Source organism: Brachybacterium sp. ACRRE, assembly GCF_022346485.1.
In the GTDB taxonomy this organism is placed as follows: domain Bacteria; phylum Actinomycetota; class Actinomycetes; order Actinomycetales; family Dermabacteraceae; genus Brachybacterium; species Brachybacterium halotolerans.
Genome location: NZ_JAKRMO010000003.1, coordinates 1 through 23,566, shown reverse-complemented (window position 1 = coordinate 23,566; position 23,566 = coordinate 1). Strand labels below are relative to the sequence as shown.

18 protein-coding genes are annotated in these 23,566 nt (G+C 73.0%); 9 read left to right on the top strand and 9 right to left on the bottom strand.

Going from position 1 to position 23,566, the window contains the following annotated elements:
• Positions 1 to 63: 63 nt before the first annotated feature.
• Positions 64 to 1,959, top strand: coding sequence for an ABC transporter ATP-binding protein (locus tag MHY49_RS01410; protein ID WP_239202013.1), 1,896 nt, complete (start codon positions 64 to 66; stop codon positions 1,957 to 1,959).
• Positions 1,956 to 3,083 carry a glycosyltransferase family 1 protein gene (locus MHY49_RS01405; protein ID WP_239202012.1) on the top strand — a complete coding sequence of 376 codons (1,128 nt, stop codon included), beginning with the start codon at positions 1,956 to 1,958 and terminating at the stop codon, positions 3,081 to 3,083. The genes MHY49_RS01410 and MHY49_RS01405 overlap by 4 nt, the downstream gene beginning before the upstream one ends.
• A 16-nt stretch (positions 3,084 to 3,099) precedes the next feature.
• Here the strand turns inward: MHY49_RS01405 and MHY49_RS01400 are convergent, their stop codons facing one another.
• The 3 genes from MHY49_RS01400 to MHY49_RS01390 are packed head-to-tail and all read right to left on the bottom strand — an operon-like array spanning position 3,100 to position 6,724.
• Complete coding sequence (locus tag MHY49_RS01400) at positions 3,100 to 4,206, bottom strand: glycosyltransferase family 2 protein (RefSeq protein ID WP_239202011.1); 1,107 nt, start codon at positions 4,204 to 4,206, stop codon at positions 3,100 to 3,102.
• A complete protein-coding gene (locus MHY49_RS01395; RefSeq protein WP_239202009.1) occupies positions 4,203 to 5,345 on the bottom strand; it encodes a glycosyltransferase in 1,143 nt (380 codons plus the stop codon). The genes MHY49_RS01400 and MHY49_RS01395 overlap by 4 nt, the downstream gene beginning before the upstream one ends.
• The gene (locus MHY49_RS01390; RefSeq protein WP_239202008.1) at positions 5,342 to 6,724 is read right to left on the bottom strand and encodes a glycosyltransferase; all 1,383 of its coding nucleotides are present in this window, start codon (positions 6,722 to 6,724) and stop codon (positions 5,342 to 5,344) included. Before MHY49_RS01390 ends, MHY49_RS01395 begins: the two co-directional genes overlap by 4 nt.
• An 80-nt stretch (positions 6,725 to 6,804) precedes the next feature.
• Between MHY49_RS01390 and wecB the strand changes: the two genes are divergently transcribed.
• The gene (gene wecB, locus MHY49_RS01385) at positions 6,805 to 7,872 is read left to right on the top strand and encodes a non-hydrolyzing UDP-N-acetylglucosamine 2-epimerase (protein ID WP_239202005.1); all 1,068 of its coding nucleotides are present in this window, start codon (positions 6,805 to 6,807) and stop codon (positions 7,870 to 7,872) included.
• Entirely contained in the window at positions 7,869 to 9,035 is a 1,167-nt protein-coding gene (locus tag MHY49_RS01380; RefSeq protein WP_239202003.1) for a glycosyltransferase family 4 protein, read from the top strand. Before wecB ends, MHY49_RS01380 begins: the two co-directional genes overlap by 4 nt.
• Positions 9,036 to 9,073: 38 nt before the next feature.
• On the opposite strand, the gene MHY49_RS01375 is transcribed toward MHY49_RS01380, so the two are convergent.
• From MHY49_RS01375 to MHY49_RS01360, 4 genes are read right to left on the bottom strand one after another with little or no spacing between them, the layout of a single operon-like run.
• On the bottom strand, positions 9,074 to 10,207 hold the full coding sequence (locus MHY49_RS01375; RefSeq protein ID WP_239202001.1) for an acyltransferase: 1,134 nt from the start codon (positions 10,205 to 10,207) through the stop codon (positions 9,074 to 9,076).
• Between the two features lie 20 nt (positions 10,208 to 10,227).
• Positions 10,228 to 12,228: a DUF6541 family protein gene (locus tag MHY49_RS01370; RefSeq protein WP_239201999.1), complete on the bottom strand. Its 2,001-nt coding sequence runs from the start codon at positions 12,226 to 12,228 to the stop codon at positions 10,228 to 10,230.
• On the bottom strand, positions 12,225 to 12,596 hold the full coding sequence (locus tag MHY49_RS01365) for a DUF2304 domain-containing protein (RefSeq protein WP_239201989.1): 372 nt from the start codon (positions 12,594 to 12,596) through the stop codon (positions 12,225 to 12,227). The genes MHY49_RS01370 and MHY49_RS01365 overlap by 4 nt, the downstream gene beginning before the upstream one ends.
• A 13-nt stretch (positions 12,597 to 12,609) precedes the next feature.
• Positions 12,610 to 13,938, bottom strand: coding sequence for a nucleotide sugar dehydrogenase (locus MHY49_RS01360; protein WP_239201987.1), 1,329 nt, complete (start codon positions 13,936 to 13,938; stop codon positions 12,610 to 12,612).
• A gap of 155 nt (positions 13,939 to 14,093) precedes the next feature.
• Here MHY49_RS01360 and MHY49_RS01355 point away from each other — a divergent pair, with 155 nt between their 5' ends.
• Positions 14,094 to 14,804, top strand: a complete 711-nt coding sequence (locus tag MHY49_RS01355; RefSeq protein ID WP_239201985.1) for a glycosyltransferase family 2 protein — start codon at positions 14,094 to 14,096, stop codon at positions 14,802 to 14,804.
• Positions 14,805 to 14,811: 7 nt separating this feature from the next.
• Here the strand turns inward: MHY49_RS01355 and MHY49_RS01350 are convergent, their stop codons facing one another.
• On the bottom strand, positions 14,812 to 16,188 hold the full coding sequence (locus MHY49_RS01350) for an LCP family protein (RefSeq protein WP_239201983.1): 1,377 nt from the start codon (positions 16,186 to 16,188) through the stop codon (positions 14,812 to 14,814).
• Positions 16,189 to 16,421: 233 nt separating this feature from the next.
• On the opposite strand from MHY49_RS01350, the gene MHY49_RS01345 reads away from it, so the two are divergent.
• The 4 genes from MHY49_RS01345 to MHY49_RS01330 all read left to right on the top strand — a co-directional run bounded on the left by MHY49_RS01345 (position 16,422) and on the right by MHY49_RS01330 (position 21,808).
• Positions 16,422 to 17,399, top strand: a complete 978-nt coding sequence (locus MHY49_RS01345; RefSeq protein WP_239201981.1) for a glycosyltransferase — start codon at positions 16,422 to 16,424, stop codon at positions 17,397 to 17,399.
• The gene (locus tag MHY49_RS01340) at positions 17,396 to 18,292 is read left to right on the top strand and encodes a glycosyltransferase (protein WP_239201979.1); all 897 of its coding nucleotides are present in this window, start codon (positions 17,396 to 17,398) and stop codon (positions 18,290 to 18,292) included. The genes MHY49_RS01345 and MHY49_RS01340 overlap by 4 nt, the downstream gene beginning before the upstream one ends.
• A 192-nt stretch (positions 18,293 to 18,484) precedes the next feature.
• Positions 18,485 to 19,645, top strand: a complete 1,161-nt coding sequence (gene glf, locus MHY49_RS01335; protein WP_239201977.1) for a UDP-galactopyranose mutase — start codon at positions 18,485 to 18,487, stop codon at positions 19,643 to 19,645.
• Positions 19,646 to 19,690: 45 nt separating this feature from the next.
• On the top strand, positions 19,691 to 21,808 hold the full coding sequence (locus MHY49_RS01330; RefSeq protein WP_370645940.1) for a glycosyltransferase: 2,118 nt from the start codon (positions 19,691 to 19,693) through the stop codon (positions 21,806 to 21,808).
• Positions 21,809 to 21,815: 7 nt separating this feature from the next.
• On the opposite strand, the gene MHY49_RS01325 is transcribed toward MHY49_RS01330, so the two are convergent.
• Complete coding sequence (locus MHY49_RS01325; protein WP_239201975.1) at positions 21,816 to 23,423, bottom strand: HNH endonuclease signature motif containing protein; 1,608 nt, start codon at positions 23,421 to 23,423, stop codon at positions 21,816 to 21,818.
• Positions 23,424 to 23,566: the final 143 nt, after the last annotated feature.

The window sequence follows — 23,566 nt, the reverse complement described above, 5'->3', positions numbered from 1 at the left end:
GCACGGTAGCGTGAGCGCACCCGGCGCGGCGCCCCCGCCCGTACCCCGCGAAGGAAGGCCCCTGTGAAGCGCACCCTCCAGACCGTGCTGCGCACGATGTCCGTGCTCCCGCGCGACTCCCGACGTTTCCTGTGGGCCTTCGCGACCGTCATGAGCCTGCTCGCTCTGCTCGACGTCATCGGCCTCGGCGCCATGGCGATCGCCCTGCAGGCGCTCATGGGCGGCGAGCAGACCGTGGTGATCCCCGTGGTCGGCTGGACGTTCGAGGGCTTCGGGCAGGTCGTCTGGCTCGTGGGCGTGTTCGTCGTGCTCACGATCGTCAAGAGCGCCCTGAACCTGCTGACGATCCGCGAGGCCACCAAGCGCTTCGCCAAGCACGAGGTCGCCATCGGGCAGATGCTCTTCCGCTCCTACATGTCGTCCCCGTGGGTGGACCGCACCTCCCGCTCGAGCCAGGAGATCATCCGCATGGTCGACTCGGGCGTCGCGGCCGTGGTCGCGAACGTCCTCATGCCCTCGATGACCGTGATCAGCGAGTTCGCGACGATCTCCGTGATCACCGTGGGCCTGTTCGTCCTGGACTGGAAGCTCGCGCTCGCGACGATGATCTACCTGGGGCTCGTCGCCCTCGTCATGTCGCGCGTGATCTCCCCGCTCGCCGTGAGGAACGGCGCCGTGAACCGCGACAACTCGATCCGCGTGGTCCGCCTGCTCGGCGAGGTGCTCTCGGCCCTCAAGGAGATCACCCTCAAGGGCAACGAGAAGGAGGTCGGGGAGATCGTCGCCGACCGCCGGGACCTGGCCTCCGAGACCCGCGCCTTCGCCCAGTACTACAACCAGATGCCGCGCTTCGTGCTCGAGGCCGGACTGGTGGGCGGCTTCGTCGTCGTCGGCGGCGTCGGCTACCTCTCCGGCGGGCCGACGGGCGCGCTGTCCTCGGTCGCGCTGTTCGGCGTCGCGGGCTTCCGCCTGGTGCCCTCGCTGACCCGCTTCCAGTCCACGCAGAACCGGATCCTCACCAACGCGGCGTTCTCCGACTACATCATCGACGACATCGAGCAGGCCCGGGAGAACGTCTCCCGCACGGAGCGGCCGGACTCCGCGGAGCTCGCTCCCGGCCGCCGCGACATCGTCCTCGAGGACGTCAGCTTCGTGTACCCCAGCCGCGAGGAGCCCGCCGTGCGCGGCGTGTCCCTGCGGATCCCCGCCGGGTCCTCGGCCGCCTTCGTCGGCACCTCGGGGGCCGGCAAGTCCACGATGGTGGACCTGCTGCTGGGCCTGATCACCCCCACCGCGGGACGGATCCTCGTGGGCGGGCAGGACATCACGACCGTCATGCGACAGTGGCGCTCCCAGGTCGGCTACGTGCCCCAGGAGGTCGCCCTGTTCGATGTGAGCGTCGCCGAGAACGTGGCGCTGACCTGGGATCCTGCCGACGTCGACGAAGACCGCGTCCACGACGCGCTCTCGCGTGCGCAGCTGCTGGAGACCATCGAGGAGCGGCCCGGCGGCATCCATGGGACCGTCGGGGAGCGCGGCACCACGCTCTCCGGCGGGCAGCGCCAGCGCCTCGGCATCGCGCGCGGCCTGTACTCCGATCCGCAGGTGCTCGTGCTCGACGAGGCCACGAGCGCCCTGGACACGTCCACGGAGGCCGCCGTCACCGCGGGCATCCGCGACCTCGGCGAGGAGGTCACCACGATCACCATCGCCCACCGCCTGGCGACCATTCAGCACTGCGACGTCGTCTTCTACATGCAGGAGGGCGAGGTGCTCGCCCAGGGCACGTTCGACGAGGTCGTGGGCGCGGTCCCCGCCTTCGCCGAGCAGGCCGCCCTCGCCGGCCTCGTGCGCGGCGGGGTGCAGGAGAAGGTCGCCCAGGACGTCGAGCACGGGCTGGAGGCCGGCCTCGACGACGGTGCCGACGACGAGAGCTCGCGGGAGGGGAGCGCCCGATGAGCCCGAGCCTCGTGATCCTATCCTTCTCGCACCTGGTGAGCGACCCGCGCGTGCAGCGGCAGATCGCCCTCTTCGCCCCGCGGTACCACGTGACCACCGTCGGCTTCGGGCCGAGCCCGCACCCGGACGTCGAGCACGTGGAGATCCCCGAGGGCACCCGCGCCTGGCCCGACTCCAAGCGGCACCTGCTCACGCGCCGCTTCCGCGGTGCCCACTGGTCGATGAGCGCTGTGCGCGCCGCCCACGACCTGCTCGAGGGCCGACGGGGCACGATGGACGCCGTCCTCGCCAACGACACGAACACCCTGCCGCTGGCCCTGTGGCTCGAGCCCCGCCGCGGCGTCCACGCCGATCTGCACGAGTACGCGCCGCGCGAGAAGGAGCACCAGCGCAGCTGGCGCTGGTTCGTCGCCCCCTACCAGCGCTGGCTGTGCCGCACGTGCCTGCCCCGCGTCGCCTCGGTGACGACGGTCTCGCCCGGTCTGGCCCGCGAGTACGCGCAGCGCTTCGGCATCGAGGTCGAGGTCGTCACCAACGCCTCCGCCCGTCGGGACCTGCCGGTGCGGCCGACGGGAGAGCCGATCCGCCTGCTGCACACCGGCGTGGCGCGGGCGAACCGTCACCTCGAGTCGATGATCGAGGCGATGCGGGGCCTCGAGGGTCGCGCGACCCTCGACCTCATGCTCATGCCCAGCGAGCCCGGGTACATCGAGCGCCTCGCGCAGCTCGCGGAGGACGTCCCGGGCGTCGCGCTGCGGGACCCGGTCCCCTTCGTGCAGCTCGTGGACACCGTCGCCGAGTACGACGTCTCCCTCGTCGTCTTCCCGAACACCACCTTCAACCTCGAGCACTCCCTGCCCAACAAGCTCTTCGAGGCCGTGCAGGGCCGGACCGGCGTGATCGTCGGCCCCTCCCCGGACATGGCGGAGCTGGTGCGCGCGCACGGACTGGGCGCAGTGCTCCCGGCGGCCGACGCCCCGGCGATGCACGCGGAGATCGCTGGCCTGACCCTGGAGACGGTCGACGGCTGGAAGCGCGCGAGCGACGCCGCCGCGGACGAGCTCAGCGCCGAGCAGCAGGTGCGGACGTGGGAGAGGGCCGTCGCCGCGATCGTGGGGGAGTGACGTTCCCGCGGGAACGTCAACGCACCCGCGGCAGCATCTGCACGGCGAGCGACGCAGCCATGAACCGCGGCGGCGCCTCGCGGGCGAGCACCTGGGTGAGCTCGCGGGGAAGCAGCGTCGCGGGGCGCCCGTGCCGGCGCCGATCGCGCGCGGCGGACATGAGCTCGTCGGCCCCGATCCCGGGGTCCAGGCACGCATCGAGCAGTCGGCGATCGGCCCGCGACAGCGGGCGGGCGCACCCGGGGGCACGGCGCAGGACGTCGGCCGAGATCTCCGCGAGCGCCTCGCGCTCCTCGTGCGTCCAGATCTCGCCGTCCTGGCGGTAGAAGACGGCGCCGAACACGTGGATGCGCAGCAGCTTCGTGCCGATCGCGCGGCGGGCGGGGCGGGGGAGCGCGGCGAACCAGTCGGCCTCGAGCAGATCGGGGAAGAAGCCGAGCTGCTCGCGCATCGGACGGATCACGTAGGTCACGCGGTCCCCGGCGTCCTCGCCGATCACGTAGGGAGGGCCGAAGCGGTCGTAGGCGGTGGGCACGGTCGCCATCATCTGCGTCACCATGCCCACGTCGCCGCCCACGGTCGCGCCCTCCACGAGATGCGCCCCGGTGCGCGCGAGCATCGCCCGGCTCATGAGCCCCAGCGGCGCCGAGCGGTAGGCGAGACGATCCCGGGCGAGGTCCGCGAGGCCCCCGCGCAGCATCCGCGCCGCGGGGGTGGGCACCCCGTGGCCGGAGGTGCCGAGGGCGAGGCGGGTGAGGACGAACTCGGCGCCCGTGCGCTCCTGCACGGCGAGCCAGGAGGCGACGGCGCCCGGTGCCAGGGTGTCGTCCGAGCCCATGATCGCGACGAACGGCGCGGTGCCTTCGCGCATCCCGGCGTTGAACGGACCCGAGGCGGAGCGGAACCTGTCGCGGTGCTCGAGGATCCTCACCCGGTCCCGGTGCTCGGGTCGGATCGCGCCGCGGATCTCGTCGGCGGGTCGGTTGTGGGCGACGACCACCACGTTCGCGTGCTCGGCATTGCCCTCGAGGATCGAGGCGACGGCGCGGCCCACGGGACGCTCGGGCGTGTGGCACGCGATGACGACGTCGACGGGCTTCGCGGGGGAGCTGAGCGGCGTCATCGCTGCATCCCCGTCCCGGCGTCGCCGCGACCGGCGGCGTCCTCGGCCTCGTCCAGCAGTCGCGTGTACTGCGTGGCGTAGGCGGCGCCGACGGCCCGCGTCGAGAAGCGGTCGCCGATGGTCGCGGCGATGTCCTCGCTGCTCAGCTCCCGCGTGCGCGCGTCGACGTCGAGGATCGCGTCCGCGTAGCGCACGGGATCCTGCGCGTCCATGAGGGAGCCGACGGCGGGTTCGACGTACTCTCCCTGACCTCCCGTCGCGCCGAGCACCACGGGGCGCCCCGCGACGATCGCCTCGGCGGCGGAGACGAAGAAGTTGTCGGCCCGCGTGGGCCCGAAGAACAGGTCGGCGTCCCCCAGGGCCTCGCGCACTCCCGCGGCGCTCGCCGTGCCCGGCAGCGCGATCCGCTCCTCGATCCCGAGCTCGCGCGCGAGGGCGAGCGTCTCCTCGCGCAGCGGGCCCTCCCCGAGCCAGGTCAGGTGCGCGTCCACGCCGCGGCTCGTCAGCTCGGCCACGGTGCCCACGGCGACCAGGGGATCCTTGCGGTCGATGAGGCCGCCCGTGGAGACCAGCCGCAGCGACCCGTCGGCCCGATCCCGGCGGGGGACCAGGGCCCCGGGGTCGACGATGCACGGGACCACGTCGGTGGGCCGGTGCCCCCGCACGACGCGCAGCGGCTCGGCGAGGTACTCGCACACGGCCGTCGCCCGATCCGGCTTCGCGAGCAGGCGGGAGAGCGCCGGCAGCGCGACCCGCGCGGGCGCCGGCAGGGTCTCCGGCGTGGTGAGCGCCGACCAGTGCTCGGTGTGCAGCCAGGGCGCCCGCGGCCGTCGCAGAGCGAGCGGCAGGAGCGTCGAGAAGGCCATCGAATGGACCACGTCGGCGCCGTCGAAGGCAGGTCCGAGCGCCCGGGCGGCGCGCAGCACCTGATCCGGACGGCGCGGATCCATGGGGATCCGCAGCACGTCCAGACCCTCGTGCTCGAGCCGCCGGGTGCCGTCGTCGTCGGCGGGCGGGACCAGATGCACGAGCCGCACCTGGGCGTGCTCGGCGATCGCGCGCGCGTCGCGCACCACGAAGGACCCGCGCGAGGGTGCGGCCTGCGTGGGGAACCAGGTGGTCAGCAGGGTGGCTCTCATGCGTCCTCCCCGGCGAGCACCAGGCGGTACGCCTCGAGCAGCCCGGCGGCCTCGGCCTCCCAGGTGAGGTCCGGGACGGCCTCGCGCGCCCGCCGGCGATAGTCCTCCGGGGCGGCGAGGATCCGCTGCAGGGCGGCGGCGAGCTCGACCGGATCGGAGCCCTCGAAGACCTCCCCGACCCCCAGCTCCTCGACCACGGCGCGCATGTCCGGGAGGTCCGCGGCGGCGATCGGCAGGCCCGCGCGGATCGACTCGAAGAGCTTGTTGGGCAGGGCGAAGCGGTAGGACAGGCACACGGGCTGCACGTGCACCACCGCGACGTCCCCGTCGACCAGAGCCGAGGAGACCTCCGCGGGGGCGACCGCGCCCACCAGATGCACGCGGTCCGCGACGCCGGCGGCGCGCGCGGCCGCGAGGACCGAGCGCTCGTAGTCGGCCTCGCCGTATCCCAGCAGCACGAAGTGCACGCGCGCGGGCAGGTGGGGGAGCGCGGCGATGGTCTCCTCGATGCCGCGGGCGGTGGTGAGGCGGCCGCCGTAGGCGATCACGAGATCGTCCTCGGAAAGGCCGGCCCGCTCGCGCAGCACACCGGCCGCGCGCTCGGGCAGCGGCCCGGCGGCGGGCACGTTGCGCACCAGCAGCGGACGGGAGCGCAGGTCGTAGGTGCGCTGCAGCCAGTCGGCGATCGAGGGGGAGACGGTGATCACCGCGTCCGCCCGCGGCACGGCGATGTGCTCGATGAGCGCCTCGAGCAGCGGCGCGAGCAGGCGGCGCTCGCCCACGTTGCGATGGCGCCAGAGCTCGTGGGAGTCGAAGACGATCCGCACACGGCGCCCCTCGCGGCGGGCGAGCAGCTGCACGGCGAAGGCCGGGACCAGGGTGTTCGTGTCGTTCGCGTGGACCACGTCGGGCGCGAAGCCCCGGGCGGCGCGGGCCGAGCGCCACCAGAAGGTGCCCAGCTCGATCGTGCGGTAGGCGCGCCTGCCGAGGTCCCCGGCGACGGCGGTCCCGGCGCGGCGCGCACGGGCGGACACGTGGGCGGCGAGGCCCCGGGGTCGAGCGGGAGCCGACGAGGAGGAGGCATCGGCCGACGCGGGCGCCGGCTCCGCCGCGCCCGCGTCCCTGCCGCGCCGCGTCAGCCGCGTGAGCTGCGGGGCGATCCGCTCCAGGGCGAACTCGGGGACGCGCTCGAGGGCGATCCCGCCCGCCAGCTGCGTGATGCCCACGGCGTGCCCCTTCAACCGGCGCTCGACGGCGATGATGCGCACGTCCATGCCCGCCGCGCGCAGCGACGCCGACTCCTTGAGGACCCGCGAGTCGTTCGCGGCATCGTTGTGCACGAGGACCGCGACGCGCGGCGCGGGGTCAGGCTCGGGCATGGCGCTCCTGGGACGAATATCGTGGGTCGGGCACACTGTACCTGCGCGATCGTCCCCGAGCCCCCAGGAGAACCAGCCCGATGAAGATCCTGTCCGTGGTGGGCGCACGCCCGCAGTTCGTGAAGCTCGCGGCGGTCGCCGACGCCGCCGCGCAGCGGGACGACGTCCAGCACGTCATCGTCCACACCGGGCAGCACTACGACGCCGCCATGAGCGACGTCTTCTTCGCCGACCTGCGCATCCCCGCGCCGGACGTGAACCTGGGCGCGGGCTCGGGCAGCCACGGCCGCCAGACCGGCGCGATGCTCTCCGCGATGGACGAGGTCCTCGAGGTGCAGCAGCCGGACTGGGTGCTCGTCTACGGCGACACCAACTCGACGCTCGCGGGCACCCTCGCCGCGGTGAAGATGCACGTGCGGGTCGCGCACCTCGAGGCCGGCCTGCGCTCCTTCAACCGCCGCATGCCCGAGGAGCACAACCGCGTGCTCACCGACCATGCGGCCGATCTGCTGCTGGCGCCCACCGAGGTCGCCCGCGAGCACCTCGAGGGCGAGGGCCTGGGCTCCCGCACCCTCGTGGTCGGGGACGTGATGACCGACGTCTGCCTGCGGGTTGCCGCCTCCGTCGCCGACCAGCCGCTGCACCTTCCCGCGGGCATCGACCCCGCGGAAGGTTTCGCGGTCGCCACCATCCACCGGGCCGACAACACCGACGACCCCGAACGCCTCGCGGCCGTCCTCGGCGCCCTTCAGGCCGCGCCCCTGCCGATCGCCCTCCTCGCCCACCCCCGCCTGGTGGCGAAGGCCCGTGAGGCGGGTCTCCCGCTCGAGGGCGGCAGCGTGCACGTGGGCGATCCGCTCGCGTACCCCGACCTCGTGGCCGCCGTCTCCCGCGCCCGCGCCGTGGTCACCGACTCCGGCGGCCTCCAGAAGGAGGCGTACCTGCTGGGCACCCCGTGCGTCACGGTGCGCACCGAGACCGAATGGGTCGAGACCCTCGAGGACGGCTGGAACCAGCTCGTCCCCGACCCGGCGGGCCTCGCACGGGCCCTCGAGCGACCCCGGCCCGCGGCCGAGCGCCCCGACCACTACGGCGACGGGCACGCCGCCGAGCGCGTCGTCGACGCCCTGCGCGAGCGCACCCGATGAGCCGGCCGCCCCGCATCGTCCTCGCGACCCGCGTCTTCACCCCCGAGGCCGTCGCCGCGGCCTTCCGCGAGGAGGCGCTCGTGCGGGCCCTCGAGGAGGCGGGCGCCGAGGTCACGGTCCTCACCACCCGGCCCCCGCGCGGCGTCACCGGGACGGACAGGGTGCGCCATGTCTCGCGCTTCCCGGTCAAGCGCGACCACCAGCAGCAGGTGCGCGGCTACCTCTGCTACATGAGCTTCGACGTGCCGCTGGCCCTGCGCCTCCTGCTGCGGCGGCGGCCGGACGTGATCATCGCCGAGCCGCCGCCCACGACGGGGCTGGTCGCGACCGTGCTCGGCGTGCTGCGCCGGGTCCCGACGGTCTTCTATGCGGCCGACGTCTGGTCGGATGCGACCGAGAGCGTGGATGGCGTCCCCGCCCCGATCCGCGCGGCGGTGCGGCTCATGGAGACCACCAGCTGGAAGCGCGCCGCGAAGGTCCTCACGATCTCCCCGGGGGTCGACGACCGGGTCGCCGCACTCATCGGCCGTCGCCCCTCGCTCACGATGGTCGGCAACGGCATCGACACGGACACCTTCACGCCCGACGGGCCGCAGCCCGCCGAGGAGACCTCGCAGGGCCCGTACTTCGTCTACGGCGGGACCGTCTCCGAGTGGCAGGGCGCCGACGTCTTCGTCGAGGCCTTCGCGCGCGTGCGCGCCGAGCGGCCCGACGCCCGCCTGCTGTTCTTCAGCGAGGGCAGCGGCAAGGAGGCGCTCGCGCAGAAGGTGGCCGATGAGGGCATCGAGGGCGTCGAGTTCCGGGGCCGCCTCGCCCCTGCGGACATGTCGCGCGTGCTGCGCGGCGCGGTCGCCGGGCTGAGCTCGATCACCCCGGGCCTGGGCTACGAGTTCGCCCTGCCCACGAAGATCTACGCGGCCACCGCCTCGGGCACGCCCGTGATCCACGCGGGGGAGGGCGCGGCCTTCGAGCGGGTGCGCGATGCGCAGCTGGGCTGGGCGAGCGCCTACGACCCCGCCGCCGTCGCCGCCTCGATGCTCTCCGCGCTCGCCGGCGAGGACCGGCCGACGCCGGAGCACCTGCGCTCCTGGACCCTGGAGAACGCCTCCCTGCAGGGCGCCGCCGAGCGTGCCGCCGAGGCGGTCCTCGAGGCGGTGCGCTAGGACCCGCCGCTCAGGACCGGCTGCTCAGAACCGGCCGCTCAGAACACCAGGCGCACCGCGGGGATCCTCTGCGCGAGCAGGGAGATCGCGAAGGACACCGGCACCACGACCACGTACGCGACCGCCATCTGCCACAGCTCGTTCCCGTCGCCCATCCACGGCAGCTGCCGCAGCAGCACGAGGATCGCGAAGTGCGCGAGGAACACCCCGAAGGTCGCGTCCCCGAGCGTGCGCAGCACGTGCTGGGCACGCGGTCCGACCCGCCACCGCAGCGCGAGCGCGGTCATGCCCGCGAACAGGGCGGTCGCATAGGCCATGACCAGGGGCGAGGTGTAGCCGGATCCGAGCACCGCGATCCCCGCGTCGGCCAGGGATCCCGTCCCGGCGCCCGCCCCGCCCCGGTCCGCCTCGTAGACGGCCGTGAGCGCGAGGACGCACACGGGGGTCAGCGCGAGCAGCCATGTCCCCGTGCGCCGGCTCGGCAGGGCGACCACGGCCGCCCGCCCGATCAGGAAATAGCCCGTGAAGGCGAGGCCGTAGGTGAGGGCGCCCGCCTCGAGCGGGCGGTGCGGCGAGAGCCCGTCGAGGGCCCCGCCCGCCGTCGGCCCGGCGGTGAGGAAGGGCACGGCGAAGGCGAGCGCGGTCCAGCCGCAGGCGAGGATGCCCGACCACCAGGCCCGTCGGCCCTCGCGCGCCGCGTGCTCGTGCAGGAACGCCGCGATCACGGGCGCGATCGCGTAGAGGCCGAGGACCGCCCAGAGGAAGTACAGGTGGACCGCCGTCCTGCCGGTGATGATCTCGTCGAGCGCGATGCCGGGCGAGATGTCGGCCCCCGCGAGCGGGTCGATGAGCAGCATGTAGACGGCCGACCACACCACGAGCGCGGGCACCACGCGCACCGCGCGCCGCCGCCAGAAGGCGCCCGGGCCGTGCCGGTGGGCGGCCGGATGCAGGTTCAGGGCGCCGGTCATCATGAGGAAGACGGGGACGGCGGCGGAGGCCGCCATGTCGAGCGCCGTCACGCCGACCCCGACGGTCCCGGCCTCGACGCCGCCTCCCACCACGTGCACCAGCACGACGCCGAGGATCGCGGTGATCCTCAGGACGTCGAGGAGGGGCAGGTACTCGCGCGCCGGGGCGGGCGGCGCCGGCGAGGGGGCGGAGGAGGTCATGCCGGGAGAGCGCGGTCCTCTCAGGTGCCGGAGTCGCAGTCGACGCGGATCAGCTGCGAGTGGTCGGTCGTGAACACGGTGGTGCCGAGGTCCTGGGAGGCGCGGTTGACCAGGTCGAACGTGGAGGACCACGAGTAGGTGGTGTACTCCTTGTAGATGTACCCGACGTTCGCGTCCTCGAGCATCTGGCACTGCTCGGCGAGCGGCACGGGGCCGTTCGACCCGGAGATGGCGTAGAGCAGCGCCCTGTCCTGCGAGGTCAGGGCCATGCCGGCGACGGGGAAGTACACCTGCTGTCCGTGGATCGCGTACATGTGGGAGGCACCGGAGAACGGGCTCGCGAGGACCTTCCTGCTCGTGTCCATCTCCGGAGCGGCCTTCGCCCAGGCCTCGACCTCGTCCTGCTGGAGGAAGCGGCCGCGGCCCTCGTAGGTCCAGGCCAGGTTCATCTGGGCATTGTCGATCCGGGTGGGCACGGAGCTCGCGGCCGCGACCACTGCCAGGAGTGTCAGCACGGCGGCGCCCCAGCGCGGGATCCTCTCGCCGTGCGGCGCGATCACCCGGGACCAGGCGCGGAGGCCGGGGATCACGAGAACGCTCGTGAGCATCGTGACCGGCATCGAGAGGCGGTCCTGGCCGCGGTAGTAGAGGGTCGAGAGGTTCAGCGGCGAGTCGATCGCGGAGTCGAAGTAGAGCACGCCCATCACGATCCAGGCGATCACGAGCCAGCGCTGCGGGCTGCGCCAGGACGCCACGAGGCCCGGCCACCACAGCAGGGCGAGGATGACGCCCAGCGCCATCGGCCAGACCGTGAGCAGGCCGAGCAGCAGCTCGCCCAGGCCCGTCCACCACGAGACCTTCAGCCCTCCGCCGAAGTCGGTGACGACCGCGGCGAGGGGAGTCCAGGAGAGCAGTCCGACGGGCACGAGCGCCGCGATCGGCACGGCGAGCAGCCAGGGACGGCGCCGGGCGTGGGGGAGGGCGGTCACCGCGCTCAGCGCGGCGATCAGCAGCAGGGCCGTGACGGCGACGTTCGGGTGCATGAGCGCAAGGCCCAGCCCCGCCCCGCCGAGCGCGAGCACGGAGGCCAGATGCCGCGGCACCGGCCGCCCGGGGATGCCGTGGCCGGGGGCGGGACCGTCGCCCGGGCCCTCACCGGAGGCCTCCTTCAGCAGGGCGCCCCAGAGAGCGACGATCGCCGCGGTCACGCCGGGCAGCATCGCGAAGCCCACCATGTTCGGGATCGCCGAGAGATGGATCCACTCGTCCCACGGCGCGGCGGGGGCGAGCAGCCCGACGACGCTCGCGGCGAACGGCCCCCAGCTCACCTCGGGCCACAGGGCCCGGGCGAGCAGGGCCAGCCCGCTCACCCACGGCACCACGGCGAGCACCAGGCACGCGGCGTTCAGCAGCACCGGGATCGGCACCAGGGGGACCAGGGAGGCGAGCGCGTGGAAGCCGCCGGGGTACGGGTTCGGCTGCCCGGTCGTGCTCGCGACCGTGCCGATCACCAGGGACGACGCATCGCCCGTCTCGCGGATCCGCTCGAGGGCGGAGAGATGGTAGAGGGTGTCCCAGCGCTCGAGCACCCGGTCGGCCCCTCCCGCCGCGTACGCGATCGGGACGATCGCGACGAGCGCCGCACCGAGGATCCACCAGGGGCCTCCCGGGACGCGGCGACGGGGAGCGGGCCCGTCGGAGGCGTCGGCCCCGTCGGAGCCCTCGACGACAGGGCGCCCGTCGAGCACGGTCGCCGGCAGGCGCAGGCCCGCGCGGCGGGCGAGCAGCCCGATCGCGATCATGAGCGCGGAGAGCACCCCGAAGGTCGCGAGCGACCAGGGCACGCCGGCCTTCCCTGCGATCACCGCCCCCACGCCCGCGATCGCGGAGCCCAGGGCGGGGGCGAGCGCGAGGGCGAGCAGACGCCCGCCGCCGAGGACGCGCACGGCGAGGAACCCGGGGACGACGGCTGCGGCGAGGACCACGATCCCCGCGACCACCAGGAGCAGCAGGTCGGTCATGCGCCGCCCTGCGTGCGCTCGCGGTAGGCGGCGGGCTGCTCGGCCTCGTCCAGGGCGATCCGGCGGGCGAGGTGGGTGATGCGCTTCTCCTCGTTCTTCGCGCGGACCTCCTGCAGGGCGATGACGCCCAGCAGGACGATCACGGTCGCGTACAGCAGCAGGTCGGCGCCGCGGCCTACGCCCACCAGGTGGGCGACGCGGGTGAGCAGGCGGGGGGAGACGACGGCGGCGACGGCGAACAGCGCGAAGCCGAGGATCAGCAGTCGCCGCACGGCGAGCTGCCGGGCCCCGCGCGTGCGGAACAGCCAGAACGTGATCCCCAGGATCCCGAGGATCAGCAGGATCTGGATGACGAGCGTCGACCCCATCGCGCCCACCACGTCAGCCCCTGTCGGAGGGCGCGTCGTGGGTCGAGGCCGACCCGTCGCCGAGGACGAGGCGGGGCACGCCCTGCCAGTTCTCGGCGGTGGTGATGTCGCGGCCGTCGACGACGAGGCGGACGCCCGGGACGTCGCCCGCGCCGAGCTCCCGGTACTCCGGGTGGTTGGTCTGGACGATCACCAGGTCGGCGTCCTCGCCCCGGTGCCAGGCGGCCCAGCCGAAGGAGGAGAGCTCCTCGTCGGAGTAGAACGGGTCCTGCACGCTCACCTGCGCGCCGCGGCGCTGGAGCTCCGCGACGACCGGGAAGACGCCCGAGAACGCGGTCTCCTTGACGCCCGCCCGGTAGGACGCGCCGAGGACCACGGCCCGCAGACCCGCGAGCGATCCGAGCAGCTCCTCCGCGCGCTGCACGAGGCGCGCCGGCACGGAGGCGTTCAGGGCACGGGCCGTGCGCACGGTCTCGGCGTGCGGATCGGTCGAGAGGTACAGGCGCGGGTAGACGGGGATGCAGTGCCCGCCCACGGCGATGCCGGGCTGGTGGATGTGCGAGTACGGCTGGGAGTTGGAGGCCTCGATCACCTTGTAGACGTCGATGCCGTTGTCCTGCGCGAACAGGGCGAACTCGTTGGCCAGAGCGATGTTCACGTCGCGGTAGGTGGTCTCGGCGAGCTTCGCGAGCTCTGCTGCCTCGGGGGAGCCCAGGTCCCACACGCCGTTGGGGCGTGCGAGGTCGGGGCGCTCGTCGAAGGTGAGCACCGACTCGTAGAACTCCCGCGCGCGCCGGGTGCCTTCGTCGTCGATCGCGCCGATCAGCTTCGGGTACTTGCGCAGGTCCGCGAACACGCGCCCGGTGAGCACGCGCTCGGGGGAGAAGACCATGAAGAAGTCCTCGCCCTGGGTGAGACCGGAGATCTCCTCGATCATCGGGGTGAAGCGGCCGCGCAGCGTCCCCACCGGCAGGGTCGTCTCGTAGATGACCGTCGTGCCCGCGGTGAGGTGCTGGGCCAGGGAGCGGGTCGCCTCGTCCATCCAGCCGAAGTCCGGCTCGGAGGTCTCCTCGTCCACGAACAGCGGGACCACGAGCACCACGGTGTCGGCCTGGGGGATCGCCTCGGCGTAGTCGGTGGTCGCGCGCAGGCGCCCGGAGGGGACGAGCTCGGCGAGCTTCTCGGCGAGATGGGCCTCGCCGGGGAAGGGCTCGCGGGACTCGTTGATCGCCTCGACCTGGCGCGGGTTCACGTCGACGCCGACCACCTGGCTCCCGGCCTCGGCGAACTGGACGGCGAGCGGCAGCCCGATCTTCCCGAGTGCGACGACGGCTGTGTTCACCGGTACCTGCTTCCTCCCGCGCGCGGGCGCGTGGATGTGACGTGCTGTCTGGGCGGGGCGCGCCCGGCGTGCGAGCGCGGGATCGTCCCCGGTGGACAGGGTATCGTCCTGGGCCTGAGCGCACCCAGCGCGGACGTCGTCCCGGGAGGAAGTGGATGAGCGAGTCCCCCGACGGGACCGTCGAGCAGGCGGACCCGGGCGTCACCTCGACGTGGTTCGTCATCCCCCTGTTCAACGAGGCCCAGGTCATCGGCGACGTCGTCACCGAGCTGCGCCGCCGCTATCCGCTCGTGGTGTGCGTGGACGACGGCAGCCGCGACGGCTCCGCGGAGATCGCGGCCGAGGCCGGGGCGGCCGTGGTGCGTCACCCCTTCAACATGGGCCAGGGCGCCGCCCTGAAGACCGGCATCGACTATGCGCTGCGCGATCCCGCGATGCGCCAGGTCGTGACCTTCGACGCCGACGGCCAGCACCAGGTCGACGACGCGTCGGCGATGATCGGCCTGCGCGAGCGCGAGGACGTGGACCTCGTGCTGGGGTCGCGCTTCCTCGACCAGCGCACGCGCCCGGGCCTGCTCAAGCGCCTCGTGCTGCGCGCGGCCGTGCGCTACACGAACCTCACCACCGGGGTGAAGCTCACCGACGCCCACAACGGTCTGCGCGTGATCGGCCGGGGCGCGTGCCGCCGGATCACCATCGAGCAGAACCGGATGGCGCACGCCTCCGAGATCGTCGAGGAGATCGGGAGGCTGCGCCTGACCGTGCGCGAGCACCCGGTGCACATCCTCTACACCGACTACTCGAAGCAGAAGGGCCAGTCGATGCTCAACTCGGTGAACATCGTCATCGACATGCTCTTCCGCTGAGCCTCGCTCAGTCCCCGGACTTCGCGGTCGCGGTGCCGTCCTCGATCGAGGAGAAGAACTGCTTCGTCTCGGTCTCGTCGGTGAGGATCGCGACGCCCGAGTTGTTGGTCTGGTAGTTCTCGGTGACGATCGGGATCGACAGGTTGGTGCCGTCCTTCATCGAGCGGCGCATGGCCAGCCCCGCCCGTCCCAGGTCCACGAGGCCCGTGTGGTCGTCGGTCAGCAGGGCGCCCGAGCCGGCGCCGGCGAGCTTCGCCTGCGCGAAGGGGTTCAGCAGCACCGCCGGCGAGGTCACGCGGTCCATGAGGGCGGCGACGAACTGCTGCTGGCGGGCCTGGCGGCCGATGTCGGCCGTGGGGTCGAAGTAGCGGGCGCGCACATAGGCTAGCGCCTGCTCCCCGCCGACGTCGTGGCAGCCCTTGGTCATCTTCAGCCCGGACTTCTTGTCGTCCACGTCCTTGTCGATGCACAGGTTCACGTGCCCCACGGCGTCCACGGTGTCCGTGACGCCGTCGAAGCCCACCTCGACGTAGTGGTCGATGGTCATCCCCGTGAACTCCTCCACGGTCTTGACCATGAGCTTCGGCCCGCCGAAGGAGTAGGCGGCGTTGAGCTTGTACTTCCCGTGCCCGGGGATGTCCACGAGGGTGTCGCGCGGCAGGGAGACCAGGTACGACTTCCCGTTGGCGGCGCGGTGCAGGAGCATCATCGTGTCGGCGCGCCCGCCCTCGGTGCCGTCATCGGCGACGCTCTTGCCGCCGCGGGCGTCCGAGCCCGCGATGAGGTACGTCGTGCCGGGCGTGTCCGCCGCGCCCGAGAGCGCGTCGACGTGCTCGATCCGCGAGTTCGCCCAGAGGGCGAGTCCGGCGCCCCAGCCCAGCACGATTACCAGCAGCAGGGCGACGAGGGTCATGCCCAGCCGCATCGGCCGCGGGATGCGGGAGCGCCGACGGGCGCCTCCGGGCCGCTGCGGTCCGCCGGGCTGGTCCGGTCCCTGAGGGCCCGGGGGCGGGACGGACGCGCCGCCGCCCGCGGAGCCGGCGCCCTCGTGGTGATGCACCGGGGCGGCCTGGCGGGAGGACGGACGGGACGGGGAGACGGGGGAGGAGCCCTGCTGCGCGGAGGGGCCCTGCGGTGCCCTCTCGCTCACGGGGAGGGCTCGCGTGGGCTGCTCGGGCTGTCGGGCGCGTGCGCCCGAGGCGGGGCCGACGGCCTGGACGCTGCTGCCGGCGCGGGCCCGCGAGCGCGGGGTGGGCCGGCGCGGTGCGCCGGGTCGTGGTGCGCGAGGGCGCGCGCCGCCGCGGGCGGGATCAGCGCGAGGGGTGTCCTCGAACGGGTCCTCCTGGTCGGAGGGGCGTGCCGAGCGTTCGTCCCGGTCGTCCACGGGCAGGATCCTTCCGTCGTGTGCGCCGACGAGGGGGAAGCGGGGTCGGCGCGCGTGCCCGACAGACTAGCCCCGGGATCTCCGAGCGCCCAGCGGCTGCGCGGCGCGGACGTGACGTGTTCGTGGCGCGCGCCCGGACGGCTGGGTGAACACGGGGCGCTCTCCGTAGACTTCGACGCACGCGGAGGCGCCGCCGTGACCTGCCCTTCGCCCGCAGACCCGGAGGAGACCCCGTGCAGGACGCCCCCATCACGCGAGACGCCGCGAGCAGCGGTGTGAGAGTCGTCGCGGTCGTCGTCACGTACAACCGCGCCGAGCTGCTCGAGTCCTGCCTCGATGCGCTCGCGGCGCAGGACCGTCGGCCCGATGCGGTCGTGGTCGTGGACAACGCCTCGACCGACGCCTCGGGGAGCGTGGCCGACGCCCACCCGATCGGGGCCGACGTGGTGCACCTGCACGAGAACGTCGGCGGCGCCGGCGGCTTCGCGACCGGCATCGCCCGCGCGCTCGAGCAGCACCGCGCCGACTGGGTGTGGCTCATGGACGACGACACCATCCCGCGGCCGGGCGCCCTGGCCGCCCTCACGGACGCGATCGACGCCTCTCCCGCGCGTCTGTCCGTGCTGAGCTCCCGGGCCGTATGGACCGACGGCCGTGCCCACCCCATGAACCTGCCGCGCCTGCGCGTGGGCGCGAGCGCGCAGGAGCGGGCCGATGCACAGGCCGCCGGCGGGTACCCGATCCGCACCGCGAGCTACGTCTCGGTGCTGCTGCGGGCCGAGGACGTGCGCCGCCTGGGCCTCCCGCACGCGGACTACTTCATCTGGTCCGACGACTTCGAGCACACCGGCCGCTTGCTGCGCCGCGGGCGCGGCATCCACGTCCCCGCCTCCGTCGTCGAGCACCGCACGAAGGTCTTCGCCAACGCGCAGGCCTCCCCGGGCGACCGCTTCTACTTCGACGTCCGCAACCGCCTGTGGGCGCTCACCCGCACGCGGTCGTTCACCTTCTGGGAGCGCGCGATGTACGGCGGGAGCACCGTGCGCGGATGGCTGCGCCAGCTCGTGCGCCATCCCGAGCTCGCGCGCGTCGGCGCCCGCGGTCTGCGCGACGCCCTGCGCGGAGGCCCCCGGCCCGGCGCACAGGTCCTCGACCAGGACCCCGGGGCGGCGTCCTCGATCGCCCGCGTCGAGCGGTCCGCCGGGCGATGAGCGCGACCACCCCGTCGGACCGCCCCGTCCCGTCGGACGGCCCCGTCCCGTCGGACCGGCCCGTCGCCCGTGACGTCACCGTGCTCATGCCCGTCTGGCGCGGCGACAGGGCCGATCGCTTCGCGGCGGCCGTCGCCTCCGCGACCGCGCAGCAGACCCTCGCGCCGGCCGAGCTGCTGCTGAGCATCGACGGGCCGCTGACCCCCGAGCTCGACGCCGTCGTCGCCGCGATCGAGTCCGGCGAGCACGGTCCCGCCCGGGTGCTGCGCGCCGAGGCCCACCAGGGCCTCGCCCTCACCCTCCAGCGCGGCCTCGAGGCCGCGGCCACGGCGCTCGTGGCCCGCGCCGACGCCGACGACCTCTGCCGCCCCGAGCGCCTCGCCCTGCAGGTCGGCGCGATGCAGGAAGGCGGCCTCGACCTGATCAGCGGCACCCTCCAGGAGTTCTCCGACGCGGTGCCCGTCGGCACCGGCCCTCTGCGCACGCGGCCGCTGACGCACGCCGAGATCCTCGCCTACCTCCCGCGCCACAGCCCCTTCCAGCACCCGGCGGTGATGATGCGCCGCGACGCCGCGCTCGCCGTCGGCGGCTACCTCGAGCTCGACCACCTCGAGGACTATTGGCTGTGGGAGCGCATGCTGCTGGGCGGCGCGCGCAGCGCGAACCTCCCCGAGGTGCTCGTGGACTACCGGGTCGACGAGGACCTCTTCGCCCGCCGCGGCGGCGCCCGCATGTTCCGCTCGGATCTGCGCCTGCAGCGCGCCTTCCTGCGCGACGGCATCACCACGCCCATCGGGGCGGCGACGAACCTCGCGCGCCGCGGGGCCTACCGCTTCGCGCCCGGCTGGATGCGCCGTCTGGGGTACCGCCTGCTCGTGGAGCGCATGCGCTGACGTGACCTGGGCCTCGCCCGGCCCGACGCCGGGTGAACACCCGGTGACATCGGATCGGCCGGGCGGTGACGCCTCCGTGAGCGTCCGGTGGAGCATGCACGCCATGCCCTGATCAGGGCTCTGAAGTGCGCGGACGCGCCGCAGCGCTGGGCTAGGGTGGTCGCGATCGAGCACCCGTCGAAAGGTATCCCCGTGGCGTCTCCTGACCTGCTGATCGTCGGCTCCGGCCTCTTCGGACTGACGGTCGCCGAGCGCGCAGCCGTCGAGCACGGCGCGAAGGTCGTCATCATCGACCGCCGCGACCACATCGGCGGCAACGCCTACTCGGAGGTCGACGAGACCACCGGGATCGAGATCCACAAGTACGGGGCGCACCTCTTCCACACCTCGAACGAGCGCGTGTGGGAGTACGTCAACCGCTTCACGGAGTTCACCGGCTACGTCCACAAGGTCTATACGAACCACAAGGGCGTGGTCTACCCGCTGCCGATCAATCTGGGCACGATCAACCAGTTCTTCGGCGCCTCCTACTCGCCCGACGAGGCGCGGGCGCTGATCGCCGAGCAGGCCGGCGAGCTCGCGGGCACCGACCCCGAGAACCTCGACGAGAAGGGGATCTCGCTCATCGGCCGGCCCCTCTACGAGGCGTTCATCAAGAACTACACCGGCAAGCAGTGGCAGACGGACCCCAAGGACCTGCCGGCGGGGATCATCTCCCGCCTGCCCGTCCGCTACACCTACGACAACCGCTACTTCAACGACACCCACGAGGGCCTGCCGGCCCAGGGGTACACGGCCTGGCTCGAGCGCATGGCCGACCACCCCAACATCGAGGTGCGGCTGGGCACGGACTACTTCGACACCACGCAGGAGTACCACCGCGACGCCGTGCGCGGGCAGCTCCCGGTGATCTACACGGGGCCCGTCGACCGCTACTTCGACTACGAGCTGGGCGACCTCAAGTGGCGCACCATCGACCTGGAGACCGAGCACCTCGAGAGCACGGGCGACTTCCAGGGCACGTCGGTCATGAACTACGCCGACGCGGACATCCCCTTCACCCGCATCATCGAGCCGCGCCACTTCCACCCCGAGCGCGACTACCCCGCGGACCGCACCGTCATCCAGCGCGAGTACTCCCGCTTCGCGGCGCGCGAGGACGAGCCGTACTACCCCGTGAACTCGGGGACGGACCGCGAGACCCTGCTGGCCTACCGGGAGATGGCGGACGCCGAGCCGGGCACCCTGTTCGGCGGCCGCCTGGGCACCTACAAGTACCTCGACATGCACATGGCGATCGGCTCTGCCCTGAGCCTCGTGGACAACAAGCTGGCCGACCTGCTGCGCCAGTGAACGATCAGCCGCGCCCCTGAGGGGCCGGCCGGGAGGACCCCCACAGTGAGCATCACCAGCACCCCTGCGACAGCCATGCCCTCCTCCGCGGAGGAGGCCGACGCCGCGAACACCCCGTCGACCCCGCAGCGCGTGATCCAGCGGCTCATCATGCCGCTCGTGCCGACGCCGGACATCGTGCCCCTCTACGTCGAGTCCCACACGGCCCGCTCGGGCATCTCGACGGCCTCGTTCGGCCTCGGCGGCGAGGAGGAGGAGACCCACGAGGCCGCCGCCCCCAGCGCGGAGAACCCGACCACGGACGTCGACGAGCTCAGCGCGCGCCACAGCATCGAGGTCGGCCCGCACTCGGTGCGCTCCTTCGGCACGTACTTCAACGCCTTCCCCGCCGGCTACTGGCGGCGTTGGACGCCCGTGCGCTCCGTGCGGCTCACGGTGAGCACCTCCGGCAGCGGTCAGGTCATCGTCTACCGCTCGAACGCCCGCGGGGCGATCCAGCGCCACGAGTTCCGCACGGTGCGCGAGAACACGGAGTCGGTCTTCGAGCTCCCGCTGACGGCCTTCGGCGACGGCGGCTGGTACTGGTTCGACGTGATCGCGGGGGCGGACCCCGTCGCCGTCGTGAACGCCCAGTGGACTGCCGACGCCGACCTCGCCCGCACCGAAGGCACCTTCTCCATCGGCATGACCACGATGAACAAGGTGTCCTACTGCCTGGACAACATCGGCCTGATCAGCCGCGACGACGACCTGCGCGAGCGGCTGGACGCCATGTACGTCGTCGACCAGGGGTCCGACCGTCTCAGCGACCACGAGGAGCTCGCGCCGCTGCAGGCGGCGATGGGCGAGCAGCTGCAGATCATCGAGCAGGGCAACATCGGCGGCTCCGGCGGTTTCTCGCGCGGCATGTACGAGGCGGCGACCAACGGGCGCTCGACCTACGTCATCAACTGCGACGACGACATCGACATCGAGCCCGAGTCGCTGCTGCGCATGCTGACCTTCGCGGACTTCACGACCACGCCCATGCTCGTGGGCGCGCACATGTTCGACCTCAACAACCGCTCGGTGCTGCACGCCTTCGGCGAGGGCGTCGACCCGTGGGCGATCCAGCCGCGCGTGGTCAGCCCCGGCGGACGCCTCGGCCACGACTTCGGCTTCGAGCCGCTGCGCTCGACGCCGTGGCTGCACCGCCGCGCCGACGTCGACTACAACGGCTGGTGGACCTGCCTGATCCCCACCGAGACCGTGCGCGCGATCGGCCTCAGCCTGCCCGTGTTCATCAAGTGGGACGACGCCGAGTACGGGCTCCGCGCGAAGGCCGCCGGCTACCCGACGGTGTCCCTGCCCGGCGCCGCGGTCTGGCACATCACCTGGACCGACAAGAGCGATGCCCTGGACTGGCAGGTCTACTTCCACGAGCGCAACCGCATCATCACCGCGCTCCTGCACTCGGTCTACGAGCGCGGCGGCCATGTGATCACCGAGTCGCAGAGCATCGACTTCAAGCACATGATCTCCATGCAGTACTACACCGAGTCCGCGCGGCTGATGGCACAGGAGGACGTGCTGCGCGGGCCCGACGGCCTGCACGACCAGATCGGGACCAAGCTGCCCGAGCTGCGCGCGATGGCCAAGCAGTACGACGATTCCGCGACGCTCACCGACGCCCAGCAGTTCCCGGCCGTGCGCATGGCCAAGCCCCCGCGCAAGGGCCGCGGATTCGCGCCGCCGCGCCGCTCCCGGCTGCCGCTGTGGGCCGCGCGCACGATGGCCCGGCAGATGTTCGCTCCGCCGCGAGAGACCTCGCGGCTGCACCCGCAGGCAGAGATCCCGCACCTGGATGCGAAGTGGTGGACGCTCAGCCACTACGACAGCGCCGTGGTCTCCAACGCCGACGGCACGAAGCTCGCCTGGTACAAGCGCCGGCCCGATCACGTGCGGGAGATGCTCACCCGCAGCCTGCGCACCCATGCGGACCTCTACCGTCACTGGAACGATCTGCGTCGTCAGTACCGTCGGGCCGCCGCGGAGCTCACCTCCTTCGAGGCCTGGGAGAGGACCTTCGCCGCGAACCCCGCTCCCGTGAGGGCGCAGGACGCGCAGGAGAAGAAGACGGAGACGGAGAAGGATTCGGGGTCGGCGAGCGAGTCCGTCGCCTGAGAGCCGCTCACTCGTCGGGGTCGGGGTCGGGGTCGGACCCGTACAGCGCATCGACGACGTCACGCAGACGGAATGCGAAGCCGGCGGTCGTCGGCGCGATCCTCGTGTCCCCCTCGCCCCACTGGTAGCGCGGACCGCTCTCGCCGTCCCGCACGAGAGGGTGCTCCGGCTCCAGCGGGACGATGACCGCCTGCTCGAGCACGTGCGGCCAGTACGTCTGGACGGGCGCGCCCGTGGAGTCGAGCACGTCGAAGCGCGGACCGTCGGCCGGCGCATGCGGCGCCGATGATCGCGTCGGCCGGATCGTCAGCCCGCCCTCGTGGACGAGCACGTGATGGCGCCGGCACAGCAGCACGAGGTTCTCGATGTCCGTGCCGCCGCCGCTCGACCAGGGCGCGAGGTGGTGGGCGTCGAGGTGCCTCGTCTGATGGCAGCCCGGGAAGCCGCACGTGCGCTGGGCGACGCGCAGGGCGCGGCGCTGTGCGCGGGATGCGAGACGGCGAGTGCGTCCCAGGTGCAGGATCTCGCCGTTCTCATCGGTGACCAGCAGCGCGATCAGCCCTGTGCAGGCAAGCCGCTGCGCCGTGGCGGCCTCGAGGGGTCCCGCACCCACGATCTCGCAGCGGTTCCGGAGGGGAGGGGACGCGGCGGACGCATCGGGGCGGGTGGCTGAATGCGTACCGGCGTCTGTCGCAGGCGTTCCCGCGGGAACGTCACCGACTGCCAGGTCTGTCAGATCCCGTGTGGGTTCCGAGCGGTGTGCTGCCACGGACCCCTCGTGCCGTTCCGATCCCCGAGGTTCCCCGGACACCAGCATGTCCGGTGTCGCATGGACGACGACGAGATGCCGGTCCTCGCCGCTGCGGTCGGCGGGCGTCGTGTCGAGGTAGGCGCGGGCCATGTCGACGAGGGCGTCGGCCCGGGTCTGCTCGATGATCGGCGGGACATCCTGTTCGGCGTCCGCGGGAACGTCGCCTGCGTCCTGCTCGCGCTGCGTCGCGAGGTCGAGCGCCGCGGCGACCTCCGCGCCCACCTCGGCGGGCAGGACCGCGCGGACCTCGATCATCCCGTCCTCCCGCATCCGCCACGAGGCCTCGCGGCGGGCTTCCTGCGGGATCCGCGTGCCCTCCGCGGCCCGGTATGCGCGCAGCGCAGAGGCGAGCTGCGCGGCCGTCATCTCCCGCGCGATCAGCACCAGTGTCTCCTCGTCGACGAGGCCCGCCACGCGGGTCATCTCCCGCACCTTGGAGAAGGACAGGCGGCCCCGGGCGAACTCCTCGTGGGTCAGCGGCATCCCGCGCAGCGCCCGGGCGACCCGCACGTGCTCGCGGGCGGTGCCGGGCGTCATCGAGCACGTCCAACCCAGCCAGTGCGCGAGCGACTTCACGCCCACGTACCAGCGGGTCCCCTCGCCCGCGTCGAACTCGCCGATGAGGTCCAGCAGCGCGCACTCGGCCTCCGCGACGTGCGCGGCATGCGCCTGGATCCGGGTCGCGAGCTCCTCGGCCTCCGCGTCGTCGAGCAGGCGGGGGCCGTCCTCGGGCGGCACCGTGCCACCGCTCCCGCCCCTCTCCGCGCTGCTCGCCGCGGGCGGTCCCTCCGTCACCGTGCTCATCACGACCCCCTCGTCGCCGTCCGTCGATCGCCGTCCCGACCGGGAACCACGCAGTCCCCGCGGGACGACCAGACCTCAGCACATCACGAGGGTGGGACATTCCGGACAGGCATACGCAGGGTGTGGACGACGGGGGAGTGGGG